Origin of the sequence: Cyclobacterium sp. 1_MG-2023 (assembly GCF_030546805.1) — a bacterium.
In the GTDB taxonomy this organism is placed as follows: domain Bacteria; phylum Bacteroidota; class Bacteroidia; order Cytophagales; family Cyclobacteriaceae; genus Cyclobacterium.
In genome coordinates, this window is sequence record NZ_JAUOPC010000013.1 from 48,055 (window position 1) to 68,003 (window position 19,949).

General features: G+C 35.7%; 12 protein-coding genes. 1 reads left to right on the forward strand and 11 read right to left on the reverse strand.

The window, feature by feature from the left end:
• Nucleotides 1-857 precede the first annotated feature (857 nt).
• A complete protein-coding gene (locus Q4534_RS18890; RefSeq protein ID WP_303614714.1) occupies nt 858-5,987 on the forward strand; it encodes a malectin domain-containing carbohydrate-binding protein in 5,130 nt (1,709 codons plus the stop codon).
• A 129-nt stretch (nt 5,988-6,116) separates the two neighbouring features.
• Here Q4534_RS18890 and Q4534_RS18895 read toward each other — a convergent pair whose 3' ends face one another.
• From Q4534_RS18895 to Q4534_RS18945, 11 genes are all read right to left on the reverse strand, one after another.
• On the reverse strand, nt 6,117-7,232 hold the full coding sequence (locus Q4534_RS18895) for a glycosyltransferase (RefSeq protein ID WP_303614715.1): 1,116 nt from the start codon (nt 7,230-7,232) through the stop codon (nt 6,117-6,119).
• A 14-nt stretch (nt 7,233-7,246) separates the two neighbouring features.
• A complete protein-coding gene (locus Q4534_RS18900; RefSeq protein WP_303614716.1) occupies nt 7,247-8,209 on the reverse strand; it encodes a hypothetical protein in 963 nt (320 codons plus the stop codon).
• A gap of 71 nt (nt 8,210-8,280) precedes the next feature.
• Entirely contained in the window at nt 8,281-9,336 is a 1,056-nt protein-coding gene (locus Q4534_RS18905) for a glycosyltransferase (RefSeq protein ID WP_303614717.1), read from the reverse strand.
• Between the two features lie 69 nt (nt 9,337-9,405).
• Nucleotides 9,406-10,167 carry a WecB/TagA/CpsF family glycosyltransferase gene (locus Q4534_RS18910; RefSeq protein ID WP_303614718.1) on the reverse strand — a complete coding sequence of 254 codons (762 nt, stop codon included), beginning with the start codon at nt 10,165-10,167 and terminating at the stop codon, nt 9,406-9,408.
• 78 nt (nt 10,168-10,245) lie between these two features.
• Nucleotides 10,246-11,445, reverse strand: coding sequence for a delta-aminolevulinic acid dehydratase (locus Q4534_RS18915; protein ID WP_303614719.1), 1,200 nt, complete (start codon nt 11,443-11,445; stop codon nt 10,246-10,248).
• 280 nt (nt 11,446-11,725) lie between these two features.
• Nucleotides 11,726-12,814: a glycosyltransferase gene (locus tag Q4534_RS18920; protein ID WP_303614720.1), complete on the reverse strand. Its 1,089-nt coding sequence runs from the start codon at nt 12,812-12,814 to the stop codon at nt 11,726-11,728.
• A gap of 222 nt (nt 12,815-13,036) precedes the next feature.
• Nucleotides 13,037-15,199 carry a bi-domain-containing oxidoreductase gene (locus Q4534_RS18925; RefSeq protein WP_303614721.1) on the reverse strand — a complete coding sequence of 721 codons (2,163 nt, stop codon included), beginning with the start codon at nt 15,197-15,199 and terminating at the stop codon, nt 13,037-13,039.
• Between the two features lie 27 nt (nt 15,200-15,226).
• Nucleotides 15,227-16,234, reverse strand: coding sequence for a hypothetical protein (locus Q4534_RS18930; protein ID WP_303614722.1), 1,008 nt, complete (start codon nt 16,232-16,234; stop codon nt 15,227-15,229).
• Nucleotide 16,235: 1 nt separating this feature from the next.
• Nucleotides 16,236-17,567, reverse strand: coding sequence for a glycosyltransferase (locus Q4534_RS18935; RefSeq protein WP_303614723.1), 1,332 nt, complete (start codon nt 17,565-17,567; stop codon nt 16,236-16,238).
• Between the two features lie 42 nt (nt 17,568-17,609).
• Nucleotides 17,610-18,647, reverse strand: coding sequence for a hypothetical protein (locus Q4534_RS18940; RefSeq protein WP_303614724.1), 1,038 nt, complete (start codon nt 18,645-18,647; stop codon nt 17,610-17,612).
• Between the two features lie 33 nt (nt 18,648-18,680).
• A complete protein-coding gene (locus Q4534_RS18945) occupies nt 18,681-19,874 on the reverse strand; it encodes a hypothetical protein (protein ID WP_303614725.1) in 1,194 nt (397 codons plus the stop codon).
• Between the last annotated feature and the right edge of the window lie 75 nt (nt 19,875-19,949).

Here is a 19,949-nt window from a genome sequence, read left to right on the forward strand (position 1 = left end):
TGATTTCCTCTTCGCTTCTCCCCCCTCATGAAAGGAAGAAGACCTACCATAATAATGCTCGCCAAGCACCAATCAGCCTATTTCACTATAGATTTAGAATCCATTTCGATACCTATCCACCACGGTAGTTAAAAATGGATATGATCCTTATCGGTTAAATATTTATAAGCGCAATCGATACAAAACAACATTAATAGAGCTGTTTGACCCCAAGCACTCAATCACCAAGCCACTTGATTTACCTTATTATAACTTAGGCAAATCATAGGCGCTAAAATGCAGTGCTCAGGCTATTTAATCCGTGAAAGGCATAACCAACCCCACACTTTACTTACTCAAAACTAATAAGTTACACACCTACAATTGCTTGAATCTCTTTTTTAAAATTTTATCCTACCATCTACTCCTTACCTAACTTCTTATAATTCATATCAACTGAATTAAAATAATTTCAAATAAATCATCAAATTATTTGAACACATTAAAAATTAATTGAAGAAGTAAAAAAAATTAAAAAAAATTTTTACTCCCAAAATTTTAGATCATCAACAAAATTCAGCTTGCCAAACGCAATATACTTTTGACCTATTGAAATTATTCAATTCTACTCCCTATTGCACAAGGATCCCACCATGACCTAAGGTTTGCAAAATAGAATATTATACTTCTTATTATTGAAATGATATTCATTTTTAGAATTTCATTTTGATATATATGAAAATCAAAAAACAAGATTCTTTTAATCAAAATACCATTTTGAGACTTCATAAATCAAAAAAAGTAGGACAAAAATAACAAGAACCTGAAAAAAGGTGATTGTGAAAACGACAAGAATATTAACTTAAAACTACAATACCATGAAAGCGTTACTTTTCTCCATTTCCTTTCTAATAATTTTGGCAATCCCACTTTCAAATATTTTTGCAGCCAATTATTATGTTTCCCAAGAAAAAGGAAATGATAATCGCTCTTTATCTGAGGCTCAGAATCCCGATACCCCATGGAAATCAATTGCTAAGGTGAATTCTCTTTTCAATTACCTTAAACCCGGAGATGCAATTTTGTTCAATAGAGGCGAAACTTTCTATGGCACCTTACATATAAGTTCCTCAGGGTCTTCAAGTGCTCCCATTAAAATAGGTGCGTATGGTTCTGGAGCTAAACCTGTCATCACCTCCCTAATAACTGTAAGTAATTGGAGATCTATAGGTAATGGGATTTATGAAAGCAATACAACTATAAATACCAATACTGTACAAGTTCTTTTAATCAATGGAGAAGCCCACGAGTTGGGAAGGTATCCCAATATTGATCAAGCTAATGAAGGTTATTTGAATATTGACGATGTAGGTGGTAACTCTTTGCTTTCCAGCAATGAGTTGGGCGGATCCCCTAACTGGAACGATGGAGAGATAGTCATCAAAAAGAACCAATGGATAATTGATACCCACCAAATATCTTCTCATAGTGGAAGTCAGATTCGTTTTAATGGAAAAATCAGTGCTTATACGGCTCAAGAAGATTACGGTTTTTTTATTCAAAACCACATCCAAACCCTTGATACTTTCGGAGAATGGTATTTCAATCCTTCAACAAAAAAAATTAATGTTTACTTCGGCAACAGCAACCCATCATCTTTGAAGGTAGAAGTAAGTACTCTTGACAATTTAATAATTAAAGACTATAGAGATGCTAATATTTCTATTGAAAACATCAACTTTAAAGGCGCCAACAAAAGCGCCGTCACTTTAGAAGGAGGAAACAACATAAAAATCAGTGATTCTGAAATTAACTATTCCGGAGAAAATGGAATCCTTGCCTTAGAAGTATTGGATTTGTTGGTAGAAAGAAACAACATCAACAGCACTTACAATAACGGCATGTACCTTAGGTATGGTAATGACAACGCAATCATCAGAGACAATGAGATTAATAAAACGGCGTTGATCCCCGGCAGAACACAAAATGAAGATGCCGCTGGCATAGGTATATTTGCATCTGGGGAAAATGTTTTGATTCAAAACAACAACGTTATTAATTCCGGCTTTAACGGCATTCAATTTAATGGGAACTACTCCATTGTTAAAAATAATTTTGTCGACAAATTCTGCCAGATAAAAGGTGATGGTGGAGGAATTTACACCTTTGGTGGGGTACAATATCAAGGTTATAAAGGAAGAAAAATTCAAGGGAATATTGTGATTAACAGTATGGGAAGCGAAGGAGGAATTCCTGACAAAGGGATCAATTACAAACCTCTCGCAGAAGGAATCTTCTTAGATGATCACTCTAACAATATTGAAATAACCGGAAACACAGTAGGTAATATACGAAACAGTGGTTTGAAAATGTCCAATGCAAACACCGTAAAGGTTTACGGCAATACATTTTTTAACGCAAGTGCGTCAATCACCCTTGGAAACAGTGATATTGGAGAAAATACTAGGAACATCACAATCGAAGACAATCAGTTTTTTTCCAGAAATACTGATCAGCGTTCATATGCTGTAAAGACTTACAAAAATGACATCATTGAAATGGCAGACTTTGATAAAAACTATTTTTTCAGGCCCTTTGGTGATGAGTTTAGCATTGAAAATCAGTACTATAAAAATGGAGAAACCTATAGTGCTATGGATGACTTGGAGCAATGGAAGAACAAGTTTGGAAAAGATATTAACTCTAAGAGCAATACCATAGATATTGCCACTTACTCGATAACCAAAAAAATTGGTGATCTTTTATACGAGAATGCTGCCTTTAACGATAACACCAAAGGTGTTTCTTGCAATAACTGTAGTCAGTCCTGGGACAGCAACAATAAATTGGATGGAGGGTCCATAAAAATTAGTTCTACTGTAAAAAGTTCACTAAAAATAAATCTAGGACGCTTGCAAAAAAGCAAAACTTACTTACTCAGGTTTAAAGCAATTGCAAATAAGGAGGGGAACATTCAAGCGTATTTAAGATATACAGGAAGCCCCTGGGAGCAGCTTTCAGCCATGAGCACTTTCTCTTTAAATACTCAGGTAAGTAATAATGAAGTGCTTATTTCTCCTTATGTGGATGCTGATGAAGTTTCACTTATGATTGCGGTAAATGAAGAAAATTTTACCTACTGGATGGATGATTTAGAGCTTGTGGAAGTTGAAGCATCTTTTATCAATCCTGATGATGAAATTTTATTTGAGTATAATCCAACTAAAAACAGTAAAACAATTGTACTACCTGGAGAATACGTAAATGCCAAATTAGAGAGATTTTCAGGCAAAGTAACTATTCCAGCATATGGTTCATTGGTCCTGTTACGCGTTTCAAATGATATACAAACTGAAAAAGATGAAGTGATCGAGAAAATCCCCGAGACAACTGAAGGTAAATATTTTCATTTTGGAAACAATGGCCCGATAAATTACCATGGAAATGTCTTTGAGAAACTTAACAACGAATATTTACTTTCTACAGGAACAAATGTCTCCTCAAACGAAAATGGAAGTGATGAACAATTATTTCAGGAGGCAAGATTTAACAATGAGCTTCTATTTAAAATCCCTGTAGAAAATGGCACTTACACCATCAAAACCTACCATAATGAATTGTACTTTGGTCAAAATGGAAAATCTCAAGAAGCAGGACAACGCGTGTTTGATATTGCCTTAGAAGGCAAAGTTGTAAAAGAAGACCTCGACTTATACATAGAAAATAAAAACCAAGAAGTCATTCTTACTTTTAAAGAAATAGAAGTAAAGGATGGCTTTCTCAACCTGGACCTAAAGGCCTCTTCAAATAATGCCTTAATTTCTGCTGTCGCAATATTATTGGAGTCAAATGAAATTGTTCAACAACCTGGCATTGCATTGTCCATCAAGGAGGATATTAGTAAAATCGAAGAAGGAGACCAGCTTACTTTGGTCAGTGAAATCACCAACTTGGACAATAATATTGAGAAAGTTGAGTTTTATTGTGGCTTAAAATTAGTTGGTACCTGTTCGGAAAAACCTTTTCTAGCCGTTGTGGATGAAATCCCTTCTGGTGAAAATTACGTGTGGGCTGCAGTTACTGACAAAAATGGTAATGTGAATTATTCCTCTGAGATTGAATTCACTGTTAATGAGAAAATAGTGGAAGAGATTGAAAGTAAACCTGTTGAAAATGGATCAGATCAAACATTCGAAGGTATTTTTTACCATGTAGGATATACTGGAACTATTAATTATAATGGTCAGGAATTCCAAGGAATGGACCGTGGGTTTATTGTTTCTAATGGGTCTAATATTTCAAATAACCAAGAAGCCAGCAATGAAGAATTGTTTCAATCCGGAAGATTTGAAGATAAACTTTCGTTTGAAATCCCTCTAGAAAATGGCATTTACACAATCCAAACCTACCACAATGAAGTTTATTTTGGGAAAAGTGGAAGGTATGAGAAAGCGGGCCAAAGAGTATTCGATATCTCTATTGAAGGTGATTTAGTTAAAGATAATTTAGACCTATACCTTGAGAATAACAATCAAGAAACTATCCTTACTTTTAATACTATAGAAGTAACTGATGGGTTGCTTAATCTAGACCTTATTGCAGCTACTAACAATAGTATCATCTCCGGAATAGGTATTATTCCGCTGTCAGCAGAGTCTCCTATTTATACAGATGAATCAGATGGTATTGAAATGCACATCAATACCAGCTATACTGAGGCTGTAGTGTTTAAAGAAACCAGCTATGAACCTGGAAGTGATTATTTCAATACTTCTGCTTCTAACACTTATTCAAACAGCAATGCTAGCAATGATAAAATTTTTCAATCAGAAAGATATGCCAAGCAGTTGAGTTTTGATATACCTGTAGAAAATGGAACTTATACTGTAAAGACTTATCACAATGAGTTGTATTTTGGAAAAGGTGGTTCTTCTGCAAAACAAGGCAGAAGGGTATATAATATCCTTCTAGAAAATAAAGTAGTGGCAGACAATTTTGACATCTACGTTCATAACAACAACCAACAGACAATCCTTACATTTGAAGATGTTCAAGTTAATGATGGTGTTTTAAATTTGGATCTGGAAGCCATTGTAAATAACGCCTCCATATCTGGAATATCAATTATTCAAGAAGGAAAAGATTCCCAACAACAGACCTCAGGCTCCGAACATCTTTTCTTCTTAAATACCGGTAGTGATGCAGATGCCACATTGAATGGTATCACCTATCTGGCTGAAGCAAAAACAGAGCAGTTTTATAGTGATAACACTGGTCGATACAACAATACAGGAGCGGATGTAGAAACACTTTTCCAAACAGAGAGAAGCGGTAAAAACCTTGTTTATACCGTCCCAGTACCCAATGGAACATACACAGTTTTCACCATGCACAATGAAGTATGGTTTGGATACGAAGGCGGTACTGCCAAGGCAGGAAAAAGGGTTTATGATATTTCTATTCAAGGAGATGTACTTAAAGAGGACTTTGACCTTTTTCTTGAAAATAGTAACGAACCGACCATTTTGTCCTTTGAGGATATTGAGGTAACCAACGGGGTCTTAACCCTAGAATTAACTGCTTCAGTAAATAATGCTAACATTTCCGGATTTGCAATTATAGGAGATGCCGCTAAGAGTACGGAAATAGCAACCAATTTAAGAACTGCTCAAAATTCCTTTAACAGGGGATATAAAGAAATGTACAACAGAGGTTACAAAGAAATGGAACTGGAAACCGAGACAATCGATAAGGATGAAATAAGAATCTTCCCTAACCCTGCCAAAGGGAGAGCCACTTTGGAGCTGAATGCTGAGATTGGTCAAGGAAGGGTCATCATTCACAATATGAATGGTCAATTGGTAAGTCATTTTGATTTGGAGAGTATCAAAACCGCTAACAATCAATTCAATGTACCTCTTGACAACCTATCTCAAGGTATATATCTTGTGAGTGTTAGCAATGAACAAACAATCATCAATAAACAACGACTAATCGTTAATCCGTAGTTTTAATATTCAACTTGCCAAAAAAATAGGGTCTCTGACTATTCAGATGCCCTATTTTTATAAAAAAACACCTCCGAATGAAGGTGTAAGAAAGCTGATATTATCACTGATAATTTATAGCTTAACTATTTATCCTTTATGTTTCCGCTTGAGCACGGTCTTGAATACATCTGCCATTTGGTTTGCAAAATTTTGAATGTTATACTTTTCCAAATGAAGCTGTTTTGCCTTTTTCCCCATAGCCTCAAGATCTGTTTCTCCTCCTACCATCTGGAGAAGTTTTTTATTCCATCCTTCCGGAGTGTTATCATAAACCCAAAGTCCCATATTTTCACTTTCTATATCAATGTCTAAAAAAGAATGCTGGGTCATCAACACCGGTTTACCAACGGCCATGGCGTCCAATAATACAGTCAACCCGTAAGTATTTCCCTTTTTCCTGATTTCTTCCTTTAAGGGGATGATAATAAAGGAAGAATTAACATATTCTTCTAATAACTGATCATATGGCACCCAAGAAGTATCAACAGATACATTGGGGGGTAAATGAGTAGATGCAGGAATTGTCTTGGGTGTACAATAAATCTTTAAGTTAATAGGGATATTTTCAAATGCTTTGATGAGGATGTCATAATCTCTGTCAGCTGTTCCTGCACAAACGGCATAAGGGACTTCATCCTTTTTCTTTTCTGTTTTAATATTTTTGTAAAAATCCACGTCAGCTCCCCAACTCACAGAAAAACATTTATTCCCTTTCTCAAATTGATTGTACTTTAAATCCTCTTGGGTTTTTAGCATCAGGTTTTTTGAAAAAAATGCAAAAGCATCAATTTGCCGCAGGTGCTTTACTCCCAACCTATTCAGAATTGAATTTTTATTTTTGTAATAAATGAAATTTTGATGAGCTAAGCCAACGACCGGGATCTTAAGTATTCCAAAAATTCTCAATAGCGTAAACAACTTACTAATTGAAATGGGGTAAGGCATGTAAACAAGGTCATAGTCTTTTATTTTTGACAATGCTCTAACCTGCTGATCAAGAAAAGGGATTTTAATAACCTTCCCGAACGTATCCAGCCATTTGTGTTTTTGATGTGGGTGGATATCTACCTGAAACTCTCCGGATTTTTCCAACTCAATTTTACCCATCAAGTAATGACTGGGATTTATCCCCTTTTTCCAGTTGTCATGTATTTTTTCAAAGGAGTAAGAGTTTATCAAAAGAACTTTAATTTTTCCCTTCATAGACAGCTGCCAATTTAATTTTGCTCCAATTTTTTAATGTTTTCTATAATGTATTTGGCAGTAGCTTTTTCTGAACACTTTTCTTTCCACCAAGAGAGCGTCTTTCTATGAATTTCCTCTAGTTTATTTTCGTCATTCAATAGCTCATCAACCACTTTACATCCCTCATTCCAATCTTTTATTTGGATCAGGGGTGAGTTTTTATAAAATGGTGTATCAGGCAATGGTTCAGAAATAACAACACAGCCCGCTCGCATTGCCTCAAAATGCCTGAAACACTCTGTCATAAAAAAGCCTTTGGGACACAAAACAATTTTTGAATCAGCAAGTACTTCTCCATATTTCTCAGGGGTAAAACCCGCTTTAAACCCATTATTAAAAATCACTATTGATTTTGGGAAGAAAGAACTAAAATCACTTTTTAACTTCAACAAAAACTTTCTGTAATAATCGTGGGTCAATATTCTTTCTGGAGGCAAGAAAAAACCCAATTTTGAAAACACACGATAAAAATTAATGCGATTCATGTTTAGATTACCCCTAAAAAAGACATTGTATTTTCTATCCTTAATTGGTTTATTGGGTAACTCAGGAACTGCATTTACATAGCCCAAGGCCAATGGAAAAACGTTCTTTGCGACAGCTTTCATTCCGATATAGGATTTGAAAACCGCAAAATATTTATCAGAAAAACAACTGGGATCCAAGCCCCTTTCATCTGAAAAATAAAGAAGAATTTTCTTTTTATTGGACTTATAATTTCCACTTGGTGGCATAATATCAGTACCTGAATCCGGAGCTCTTTTATTCACCCGATGATTAGAGTAAATAAAAAATTCGAAATCATCAAACCTCTCCTGAAGAAGGTCTTTTAATTCCTCTATCACATTTTTTATAAACCTAGATTCATTCAGCTCCTCAAATCGATAATCTGACTTGTCCTCAATTGAAACATTGGTTAGACCAAACAATTTCATACCTTAAATTTCTGTTTACTAATTAAAAATGTCAAATAGATTTCTAGGCTTTAAACAATTTCCCAATATAACTATCTTAAAGGAATTTTGAGAACAGCCTTCTCTAATTTTTCTCCAAATAATTCAGCGTTGAATTTTTCTTTATAAACGCATCTTGCTTGATTACTCATCTTTTGGAAAGTAGCCTTATCATTTGCAATAAGCTCAACAGCATCAACCCAGCCTTGAACATTACCTTTGCCTACTGTAATCCCAAACCCTTCTTTTGCAGCATCTATATTGATACATGGATTTTCAGTAATAACAGTTGGCTTACCTAAAGCAACCACATCCTGTAAGCTCGTCATCCCTTGACAACCTTCCTGAACCAGGGGGTATTTTAATGGAATCAATATAGCGATAGACTCCTTGTAAAATTTGAGCAATTGCTCATAAGGAATAAAAGAAGCATTAATGGTCACATTTGGCGGCAGCTTATCCACTTTAGGTTTGGATCTTGGTGTACAAAATATTTTAAGCTGATGGTCCATCTTTTTAAAAGCCTCAATTAAAGTAATATAGTCTCTCGATGTATGTCCTGCACTAATAAAATAATTTAATGCATCTCCATCTTTACTTGTGATTTTATTATAAAATTCAGTATCAGGTCCCCACTGTGCTGTATCAATTCTGGCCAATTGATCTTTGTCTACTATATTCAATGCTTTTACTGCAATCTCCTTCAATTTTTCACTTAGAAAAATGATTCCATCGTATTGAAACAAAAACTTTTTACTCAACCACCTGTAAAATTTATTGGTAGAATTTGTCTTCATAAAAGGCTGATGGATGGTTACTAAAATAGGCTTTCTGTACATACCTAACATTTTCAGCACAATCAACAACCTTGTATTAGACAAAGAATAGGGGGCATACAAAATATCATAATGCTTTCCATAAAACAATATTCTCAATTGTTGGTCAAGATGTTTTATTTTAAAAACATTACCAATTTTATTTAGAATACGGTATTTCTCATGCGGAAATATTTCAACTTCTACCTTTCCTCTTTTTTCTAACTCTACTTTGCCCCAAACATGATGACTTCCACTTTCACCCTTTTCCCAAAGATGATAAGCCTTTTCCATGTTATAATTATTGACTAAAAGCAATCTTGGTTTCTCCTTGACTTTCAATATTTCGGTGGTTAGGTTTTACTAGGTTTTGCTTTTATTGGCAGGAAAAAACCGTTCCGTAACGAGTAATTTCACAAAGGCAATATTAGTTGTAAGATAGCGCTTCCACATCCTCCCAGGTTCTTGCATGGTACGATAAAACCATTCTAAGCAAATATTCTGCATCCATACAGGAGCCCTTTTCACTTTACCTGAGACCACATCAAAGCTACCCCCAACTCCCATGATAAAAGGCACATTCATGACATCCTTGTATTTATTTAGGAAAATTTCTTTCTTAGGAGAACTCATGGCCACGAATAGGATATCCGCTTTTGAATCCCTGATCTGCTTGGCAATTCCCAATTCCTCTTCTTTCCCAAAATAGCCATTCCTATAACCTGCAATAATCTCCGGTGAATATTTGTCGGAATAAATTTTGACCACCTTGTTTACAACATCTTCCTTGGCTCCAAGAAAAAATATCTTGTAATTTTCCCTAGCTGCCAGCCCAACCAAATTATCCATCAGGTCTATACCAGCAACTCTTTCAGGTAAATACTCATTAAGAAATTTCGCTGCCCATACAATGGATTGACCATCAGCATTAATTATATCACACTCAACTATTGATGCTTTCAATTCAGGGTCCTTTTGAGCATTCACTAGTTTGGCTGCATTCACCACCACGTGATGTAAATTTTCTTTTCTCCTGATGCTTTGATCTATCAATGCAACTGTTTCTTCCATCGTAAGGGAATCCACAGGGACATTACAAATACTAATTCTTTTTACCTCTTTCATCAGACTTCAGTTTTAATAATCTAAACAATCTATTTATTAATTTACTCTGGGCTTATTATAAAAATATGATATGGTTAATCAATTGCCATCACTATTACCACCATAAAGGCGCTTATCATTTTTAAACAAAACAGTAAATGATAAAAACATCCAAGCTTGGGCCCAGCGCATGTATGGAATTCTCGATGTAAAATGCTTGTTGATTTGGTAATAAAAATACCCTTTGGGAGATTGCATGTTTTCTATGGTCCATCCCATGACTCTAGTGGCCAATTCTTTATATTCTTCAAACTGACCTAACTTATTCAACGTAATTAGTAATTGAGTAGGTGCATGAATATCGACAGGATAAGTACTATTATTATAGTATTTTGAAATTCCTTCAGCAGTGAAAAATGTTTGAATATAATAATCAAAGCCTTTTTTCAAATAGCCATCAAATGATTGGTCCCCGGTGAACTTTGCATAATCAGACAAACATTCAAGGTTATAACCGGTGTGAAAATTATCAATCCATTGATGAAATGGCAAGGTACCATAACTCCAAGCACCATTTTCTTGCTGATAGCCACATGCAAAATTGACTGCTTTCTTTGCTTCCTCAAACAATTCCTTTTCTCCGGAGATGGAATACACTCGACTTAAGAGGCGAGCACCTAAAAGTGAAGCATTAAACACAACACTCTTATCTAAAGGTGAATAGGAAAATGAAAAGTCTCCTTTGTCATCATAAGTACGGTACAAATCTTTTAACACAAAATCACAAGCACTTCTTGCAGCTTTAAAGAACTCCTCTCGTTTGGTGATGGCAAAAGCATCAAGTAAAGCACAAGCGATAAAGGTGGTAGCAACAACCGTCGGTGTATATTTTGGTTGAAAAAACGCCCTAGCCTGCCAATCAAAATTATACCCCCAGCAGCTTCCACTCCATCCTTTGGATTGAAGTTCCAATATTCTATCTCCAAAGAAATTGATTTGGTCCAAGTAATCAGATTGGGAATCAATTTCATACAAATTACAATAACTTGTTAGAAATAAACCCAATGCCTTTGGGTTATACTCTTTTGGCACCCCAACCAAAGGCCTTAAATTAAAAGGCGCTCTTTTAAAGAATTGAGTCCAAGCAAGTTTTGCAAACCTTGATTTAGAGAGCAAAGGAACTGCCTGAAACAGTTTACTATTTAAACTATCATAAGGGTCATATCCCTTATACTCCTCCCGGGAACAAAAGGCAGACAATTGCTTAAAGGAGTTGAAAAAATCAATTGATTCACTCATTGTATTTTTTTTTGGTAGCATTTGTTAATATTTGCTCATTTCCTATAGAAAACATTCCTTAGGACAATATTTTTTTTAAGTTAAAACATACGGCATCACACCTTAGTCTTCTTATCCTCAATTCAATACAAGTATTTTCCATTCATGAGGCCCCTTTTAAAACACTTAAGCGTTCGCCAAATGAGAAGTTATCTTAAATCAATGGAAACAATGGATGAAAGAGTCAAGCCATTCATCTCATTAAAACCCAATTCACTACTAAGCTATTCCATACAAGCTTTTAATAATACTTTTCTATATAAGTCAAGAGTTGATCGACCCTTTTGCTCCAAGAATTATTAGAAGCTATGCTTATTCTTTCTTTTATCAATTCCATCGTATTTTCCTGATAGGCCTGCTTAATGAAGGATACAAATTCTTCGTCATTATTGGCCTTGTAAACGGTGCCTTCAGGAAACTCCCAATGCCTTACGTTCGGCAAGTTTGTTATCACAGCAGGTCTCCCGGTAGCCAAATATTGCCACATTTTATTGGGCGTCCTACCTGTATTAGGATCATCCATATAGTAGGGAGCTATGGCCACATCCATTTCCAATAATTTTAGACTTAGAGGATCTCCCGTCATCACTCCGTGAGCCTTTACTTTTTCCGTCTTAGCAAGATGCTCTAGAAAATCATCCTTGATGGGACCAATCAAATGCAACTCCACATTTTCTATTTCTAGTATTTTATTGATTAGTACCAGAGGTGTTTTTTTCTTATCAATGAAACCAAGCAATACCACCTTCACCTTTTCATCTTTCCTATCCAATGATAATTGGCTGATATCAACCTTTGAAAACTCGGGAGCTCCTAAGGGTAACTCATAAGATTTAGGATTAATTTCCGCAAAGTCATTCACCAGCTTTTTTGCAGTGGCCAAATTAAATGTTGCAGTTTTTACCAGCCTAGACTGTGTAAACGTTGTATAAGCTTTCATCCATCCCGGAACTTTGACATTGTTGATAAAATCGTCATTCGCCATGTAGATAAATTTCTCGAAATATCTACCGATCAGGTGTCCGCCAAAATCTGTACAAATAAAAATAACATCCTTGCCTTCAAAATGTTTTTTAAGTTTTTGGTACAACCAAACCTGGTAGGCTTCATTCAAAACAGGCATACGGTACCTTAACCTAAAACTCGATGGAAAAGAAGGTGTAAGCAATTCAAAATTACCCTTAACTTTTTCACTTTTTAACCCGGGTAAACCTATGGTGTTTGCAGCCACAAATGTCACTTTAAACCTTTTGGCCAAGGCATTAGATAATTGATGTCTCGCTCTAGGAGGTCCATCCCATTCGGTATTGGTGTAAACAATAAATTCCATCAGTTTAATTTCATTCTTCGTTCAAAAAATTATTTCTATTTTTCTAGTTCCCTACTCATTCTGAATTTCTAAAAATTGACACGATAGGGTGATCGGGTAATTTTTAAAACTGTCTCGCTTATCTCATAAAAAAATCAAACTAAACTTAAGGATGTATCCCAAAAATTTGGAACACATCCTTAGTTATTGTTTAATTTATTAAACCACTAAATGTGAATTCTTTTATGACAGTATTTCTTCAAGGCTTATATCTTGAGGCATCCCTGTAGAGAGACTGTCTAAGATTTTGAATGTAGTCAGTGTGGTGAGACAGATCGATTCAAAAGAAATCGGGCTCTCTTTACCTGCCTTCACATGATCTAGAAATTGATGTACTTCTTCCAAATGCCCTTTCCCACTGGACTTAAGCTTAATCAATTTATTATCTTTATGAAGACTTCCTGCTCTAAAATCATTGATTATCCCAACTTTTCCTCCGGAAAAAACTTCAATGTTCTCCTTAGGCAAGGACTTATCTCCATTACCTAAATAGGTTAAGTTTCCAACCGAACCATTTTTAAACTTGACAGTCACTGCCATATTATCTGCAGAAGTAATTTGCTCGTTTGAAGTATTAATGGAGTCAGCATACACTTTAACAGGTTCAGAATCCGTAAAATACTGCATCAAATCAATAAAGTGACAAACTTCTCCTACAATACGACCTCCTCCAATTTCAGGAATCTGGGACCAATGGTCTTTTGGTATAAAACCGGCATTTACTCTAATATTAATTACAAGAGGTTCCCCGGTGTTGATGAATTCTTTCTTCAGCTCAACAGAAACAGGAGCAAATCTCCTATTAAAACCTACCATCAATAATTTATCTGCTGATTTTTCTGCATGGACTACTTCTTTCAGTTGTTCCATGTTCATTGCCAAAGGTTTTTCTACGAAAACGTTTTTTCCGGATTTTAATCCTTCAATCACATATGGCGCATGAGACACATGTGGTGTAGCAATAAAAATAGTGTTGATATCTTTTTTGCTCAACACATCCTTTCCATCAGAAGAACAGAAATTAAACTTAAACTTGTCAGAGACACTCTTGGCAGTTATTCCTTTAGAAGTAACCACACCATCTAATGAACCTCCCCAAGATTTAACATTCGGAATCAAATAACTCTGTGCAAAGCTTCCTGCACCTATAAAGCCTGCATTGATCTCTTTAATAGGTTCATTATTTACTTTCGTTATGGACTCAAGCTTGGATGCAGATTCTTGGTACTTTAACAATATCCCAATATGTGGTTCTTGTACCTTTCCCATCACAATATCATAGGCTTTCTCCGCCTCGTCGATATCAAATAAATGGGTAATCAGTGGTTTTATATTAATGGCTTTCGCAGCAATCAAATCCAAGAATGCTTCCATATTCCTTTGCTCGGTCCAGCGTACATAGGCAAAAGGGTAATCTTTACCCAATTCCTCATAATCCACATCGTACCTTCCCGGCCCATAAGAACATGAAATTTTAAGTTCAAGCTCATTTTTATAAAAATAAGGTTCTCTAGGGATTTCCATCTTCACTGCACCCACCACTATTATCTTACCTTTTTTCCTTGCAATTTCAGTAGAAAGCACAATGGGATCATTTGTTGGCGTTGCAGCAGTAATGATTATAGAATCAAAACCTCTACCGTTAGTGAAATTCTCACAGGCTGCTATTAAATTGGAATCATTTCTGTGCATGGACTGACCTGCACCTGATTCTTTGGCCAATTCTATCAGCTTTTCAGACATGTCTATTCCAAAAACTGAACAGCCATTGGCTTTTAGTAGTTGGACAGTAATTTGACCAAGTAAACCTAAACCAATCACACAAACTTTTTCACCTAACTTAGGATCAGCTTGTCTAACTCCCTGAAGAGCTATGGAACCCAAGGTAGTAAAAGCAGCCTCGTCCGAACTTACATTTTCCGGTATTTTGGTTACCAAGTTTTGGGGAACAGAAATCACTTCAGAGTGAGAAGCATAATCTGCACCGGCACAAGCAACCCTATCACCGGGCTTAAATGCCCCATTATTATCCATGGAGGCAATTACTTTTCCGGAAGTACTGTACCCCAAAGCCTTTAATGAATCAAGCTTGGTTCTAACTTTACTCATCGTAGCAGAAAAACCTTCTTTCCTGATATTCTGAATAACTTGAGCCACTAGATCAGGCCTTTGCTTGGCCTTCCCTATCAAACTTGCCTGGGCCACCTTAACAGTACTTCTTTCGGTACCGGCACTTATAAGTGAATACTCGTTTTCAACCAATACCATCCCTTCAGAAATTGCAGGAACAGGAACCTCATCTACATAAAGCTCTCCAGTTTTAAAATTTTGAATAACTTGTTTCATTGCTTTAAAGAATAAATTAAATAATGTTTAGATACCTGTAATATTTCCAATTTTCTCAACGAAATTAGACCAGGTGTTTTGATTCATAAAAGTGTTTCTATCTCTTTCTATTTGTTCATCACCAGGATTGAACTCAGAGATTATCTTAGGAATTTCATTAAAATCTGTGAAGGTGTGCATAAATGCCAAATCTTTCATGTCTTTAAATGCCCCGTGATCCGGACCTAAAATAATGGCCCCCATTCGTATGCTGTCTATTAATGAACCGGAACTTATTACTGTTTGAGATTTATAAGTAAATAAGGTAAATCGTGCCTGAGCTGAATAAGCTGTAATATCTTCCAAGCTCAACAATTCATCTTTAAATTCAGCATTTTCGGGCAAAATTGAAAGAATTTTACTTTTATATTTTGCATCAGAGCATCTTCCAACTATTAATACTTTTGCGTTTTTTAGTTCCGGTGTTTCTCTCAAGTAATCTAAAAACACATCGATGCCCTTATAAGGGAAAATAGACCCCCAAATAAGAAAATCAAACGTTTTTTCTCCTTGCCGGTATTCCCCAAGTTTTTCTGTCAAAGGATGAGGAATAACATGTACTTTAGAAATATAATTTGGATAAGCAGACGAAACGAAGTCTTTACCCGCATAGGAATGTGTAATTATATAATCTGAATGGGACATGAGAACATCAAACATGTTTTTTGTCACTGGGTTATCCCCCTTATGGTGAGAACCTTTGTTATGTAAAATCCATACAACCTTTTTAGAGTATGTTTTTGCCAACTTTAAAAACAACATGAAGAGTTTTTTTTGAACACCTCCAAACTTTTTCTCCGGAATGGTTTCAGGCCAATTGAGGATAAATAAATCTGCTTTAAAAAAGTGTATAAAAAAGCTTAATATACCCCGATTTGGTGACTTGGCATTTACCACATTGTGATTTTTAGCCAATGCTTTTTGAAAATTGAAGATATAAGGATTGGGAGACCCAATCACCCTATCTATCTTTGGATATAAAAAAATAGCTGCCATTTTAAGACGGTTTTAATTGATTTTCCTGATTCACTAATTCAGAAAGTTCTTCCCTAAATTGTTTCCTCACCTTAGTTGCATCATGTCTCTCTTCTGCTATTTCAATAGCAGCCTTTGAAATCCCCTCCCGCAAAGGCTTCTTGTTGATCAATTCCAACAAGCCTTCCCTTAAAGCTTTTACCTCATTTTTGGTTACTACTTGGGCCCATTGGTAGGCCTTCGCATAAGTAACCAAAGCGGTATCTTCAGGAGCAAAAATCAAAACCGGTGTGCCACAAATCATATATTCTGATGCTTTTGTAGGCATAGAATACTTTATAAAAGCATTGGCAGATGGGGTGAAATCATAGGGCAAAAACAATATATCAGCTTCTGAAAAATGGTTTGGCAGTTCCTCGTAAGGCACGAAACCCCGATGAATAACACAATTGTATTTGTCAATCCAATCTGGCTTCTGTCCTACCTGGAGCACCAATTCAATAGACCTTGAGCTTTCTTTGTTAATTTCCTCCAGACATTTTGCCATGGTCTCTAGAGAACTCTGAATCCCTAAGCCCATCCTACCTGCATATAATATTTGGATTTTATCTCCAAATTCAAAGTTTGTCCGCTGACTTTTACTCCAAAAATCAAGTTCTATGGGGTTATGATAAGTAGAAAAAGAATAACCATACCTTTTTTGATAAGCTTCAGCCATCGGCTCACTAATACTAAAATGTCTGGCACAAATGCCTAACATTTCCCTAAATTCCTGATCGACTACTTTATGCCAATACCCTCCAAGCATGCCATATTCTGGTAAAACTTCTATCCAATCATCCATCATATGGAATACCATTGGTTTATTTAAATACTGTTGGACGAGGGTACAAAATATAATGGCTTCCCTTCTTTGGGCTTGTGCATAAATCACATCGGGATTATAGGTATCAAGCCATTTTTTTAGTTCAGGGGATAGCTGAATAGTTGATGCCCAATCAGATACTCCCAACCAATTTAAAGCAGGGTTGATGTATTCTTTAAGAAGTTTCACCCGAAGAGGTGATTTCTGAATAGTTTGGACATTTTTCTTTTCTTTATTTATTCTTATAGGCCCTGATGGATACTTCCTTTTCATCAAGCTTAAAGGAAACCTCCAGATATGTTCCTTTTCCCCGAGTTGATAGTATTGATCACAAATATCTATCCTCGTCTTTTCGTTAAAAAGAGTCCCCAAACAAGCTACTGCAAGATGATCTTTCTCCCAACCTTTAAACAAATTAGACAAGGTAATCCCTCCTCCGGATACATTATTAAATGGTTGATTAAGAATTAATACTTTTGGAAAATACATATAAAAATAAACTGATTATTAATAAAAGAAGGTTAAGCTTTTTCAGAACCCTCCACTTTTCAACTTGTCGATAAACTGATCCAACTCTCTTTTATTTCCATAATAATAATCCGGGTAATTCTCTGTAAATATTTGAAAAACTTCTTCCGGTGTTTTTTCTAAATCGTATTCAGCTTTGTATTGTAACAGTTTCTTTTGCAAATCCTCCTGCCCGTCGTACACTACAAAACAATCAGCAAGTTTACCAGGACCATGAACTTCCACTTCTTCATCTTGCCTCCAAGCCATTCCCCATGAGGTGTCGGGAGTAAATACATAGGCACCACAACTTAAGCATTCTGCAATAGGCAAGCCAAAAGACTCCGGGAACTGTAAAAAATAAAACGTAGCCTTTTTATACACTTCCCTTATCTCATCAATGGTATAAGAACCGGACAACTCAATATATGGAATCCCTACTGCTTCGAGCGCCTTTTTTTGCTCATTTCTAGCTTCTTCATAACCGGGTCGATAAAAATCTATAAGAGCAAGGTGCTCCTTTTTTGGAACAGGGACTAAACCAGTACTCTTTAAATTAAGACCTATTTGATTCCATGGAGCCTTGGGCTTACTTCTAATTTCCGTAACTTCAGACACTGCAAGATGCCAATCAAAAATATCCTCCTGATGATGGCCTCCAGCGTCCAAGTAAGAAACCATTGTGGGTGCATTCCCTAAATAGTACACCCCGTGATAAATCATAGGTATATCTTTTAACTCTTGCTTTAATTTTACAAAGTCAAAAGTATCATTAAGGTAACACTTTGGGCTACATTCAACAATAACTACTGCATCGAATTTTTTCAATTTACTAAGGAACAATTGATCTTGAATATAATGTATCAATTGATAGGCTTTCCATGTAAAAAAATTATAGTTCTTTGCCACACGCTTATATTCAAGAAGTCTTTTGAACACAAAAAGCTTATGGAATACTTCAGATTGTATCCCCTCAGTTTGAGAAAAAACAGCCTGTAAACAATTGGCCAAAATTCTAGGACTAGAGTAATTCGGCTTGGTAACTATAGCAATCTTTTTCATTTTAAAATTATCTTTTTTCAAATTACCCTCAAATTATTCTGCGGGTTTAAAATAGGATTTCATCAATTCTTCAGGTATACTTCTAATGAAAGAGGAGTAACATACACCCACACCTATCCATACCAGAAAATAGTTCATTGTAAATACTTGGACTGTTGAAGGGTGTGTATTAATTAACCAGAACAATATCCACAATGCATATGCTTTTGTTAAGTAATTTTTGGAATGAAACAATCCTAAAAATATGGCTGGAATAAGAATTACCAATAATAAGCCTAAGTTTAGAATACCACCTTTCAAGATCATATTGAGATAATCGGTCTCCACTGTTCCTCTATAATTACCTTGCCCCATTGTCGGACAATAATATTCACCTAGCATACCTCTGCCTATTACCCAATCTAAGCCTTGCATATCCTTATAGAAATAAACCTCAATACCGGTTCGGGTATCTGTCACTCCCCTATCTTGCAAGTAATACAAGGCTTCAAGTTCAACATTAAAAAAAACATAAACCCCACCAACGATGGCAGCTAATAGCAAGCCTACAAGCAAAGTTCCGGACAAAAGCTTAGACTTGGCACTTATAAAATAAAGGTATCCGGCAAAAAGCAATCCCAACACCCCCATAAATAAAACTCCCCTCCTTGCCTGAAATACGCCTAAAACCAAAACAACCAAAACTGTTACAAAAGCAATTAGGTTCTTGGATTTTGAATGGTACATTTGAGTAAAAAGAATAAACAGGGCCGTAATTCCCAATGATTTAGTGAAATATTCCACTACACTTCGGTTTCTATCATCAGGAATTACTTCTGTTAATATTCCCCGAAACATTAAGCTATACAAAAGAAAAATAACACTTAGAATAAGAATTGCCGAGAAAACCTTTTTGTACAACAAGAAATTTCTTCTAAACAATAAGATCAAAGGCACTAAATAAAACATCCCTCCAAACCATGGGTTTAGGAAAATCAATTTCAAAACGTCTTTGTTAAAGGAAACACCTCTTAACAAGATTATTATAGCCCAAAAAGCAAAAAGGAAGAAAAATATTTTAAGGTATTCTGTCTCAAAAAAAGGCTTGATAAGATAGGTACTAGAGGCAAATATGGCGACCAGACCCAACAATTGAAGGGGCTGAAACAGCATAAAAGGCATTTCCTTAGTAGAAAGTATAGTGGAACTAGCGATATAGGTAATGAATCCGAGCCAAAATACATTCATTGCGATAAGTTCGTTCCTATCGTACTGCAAAAATTGCTTTAATGAGTCATTATATTTCTCTACTTTTCCCACAAA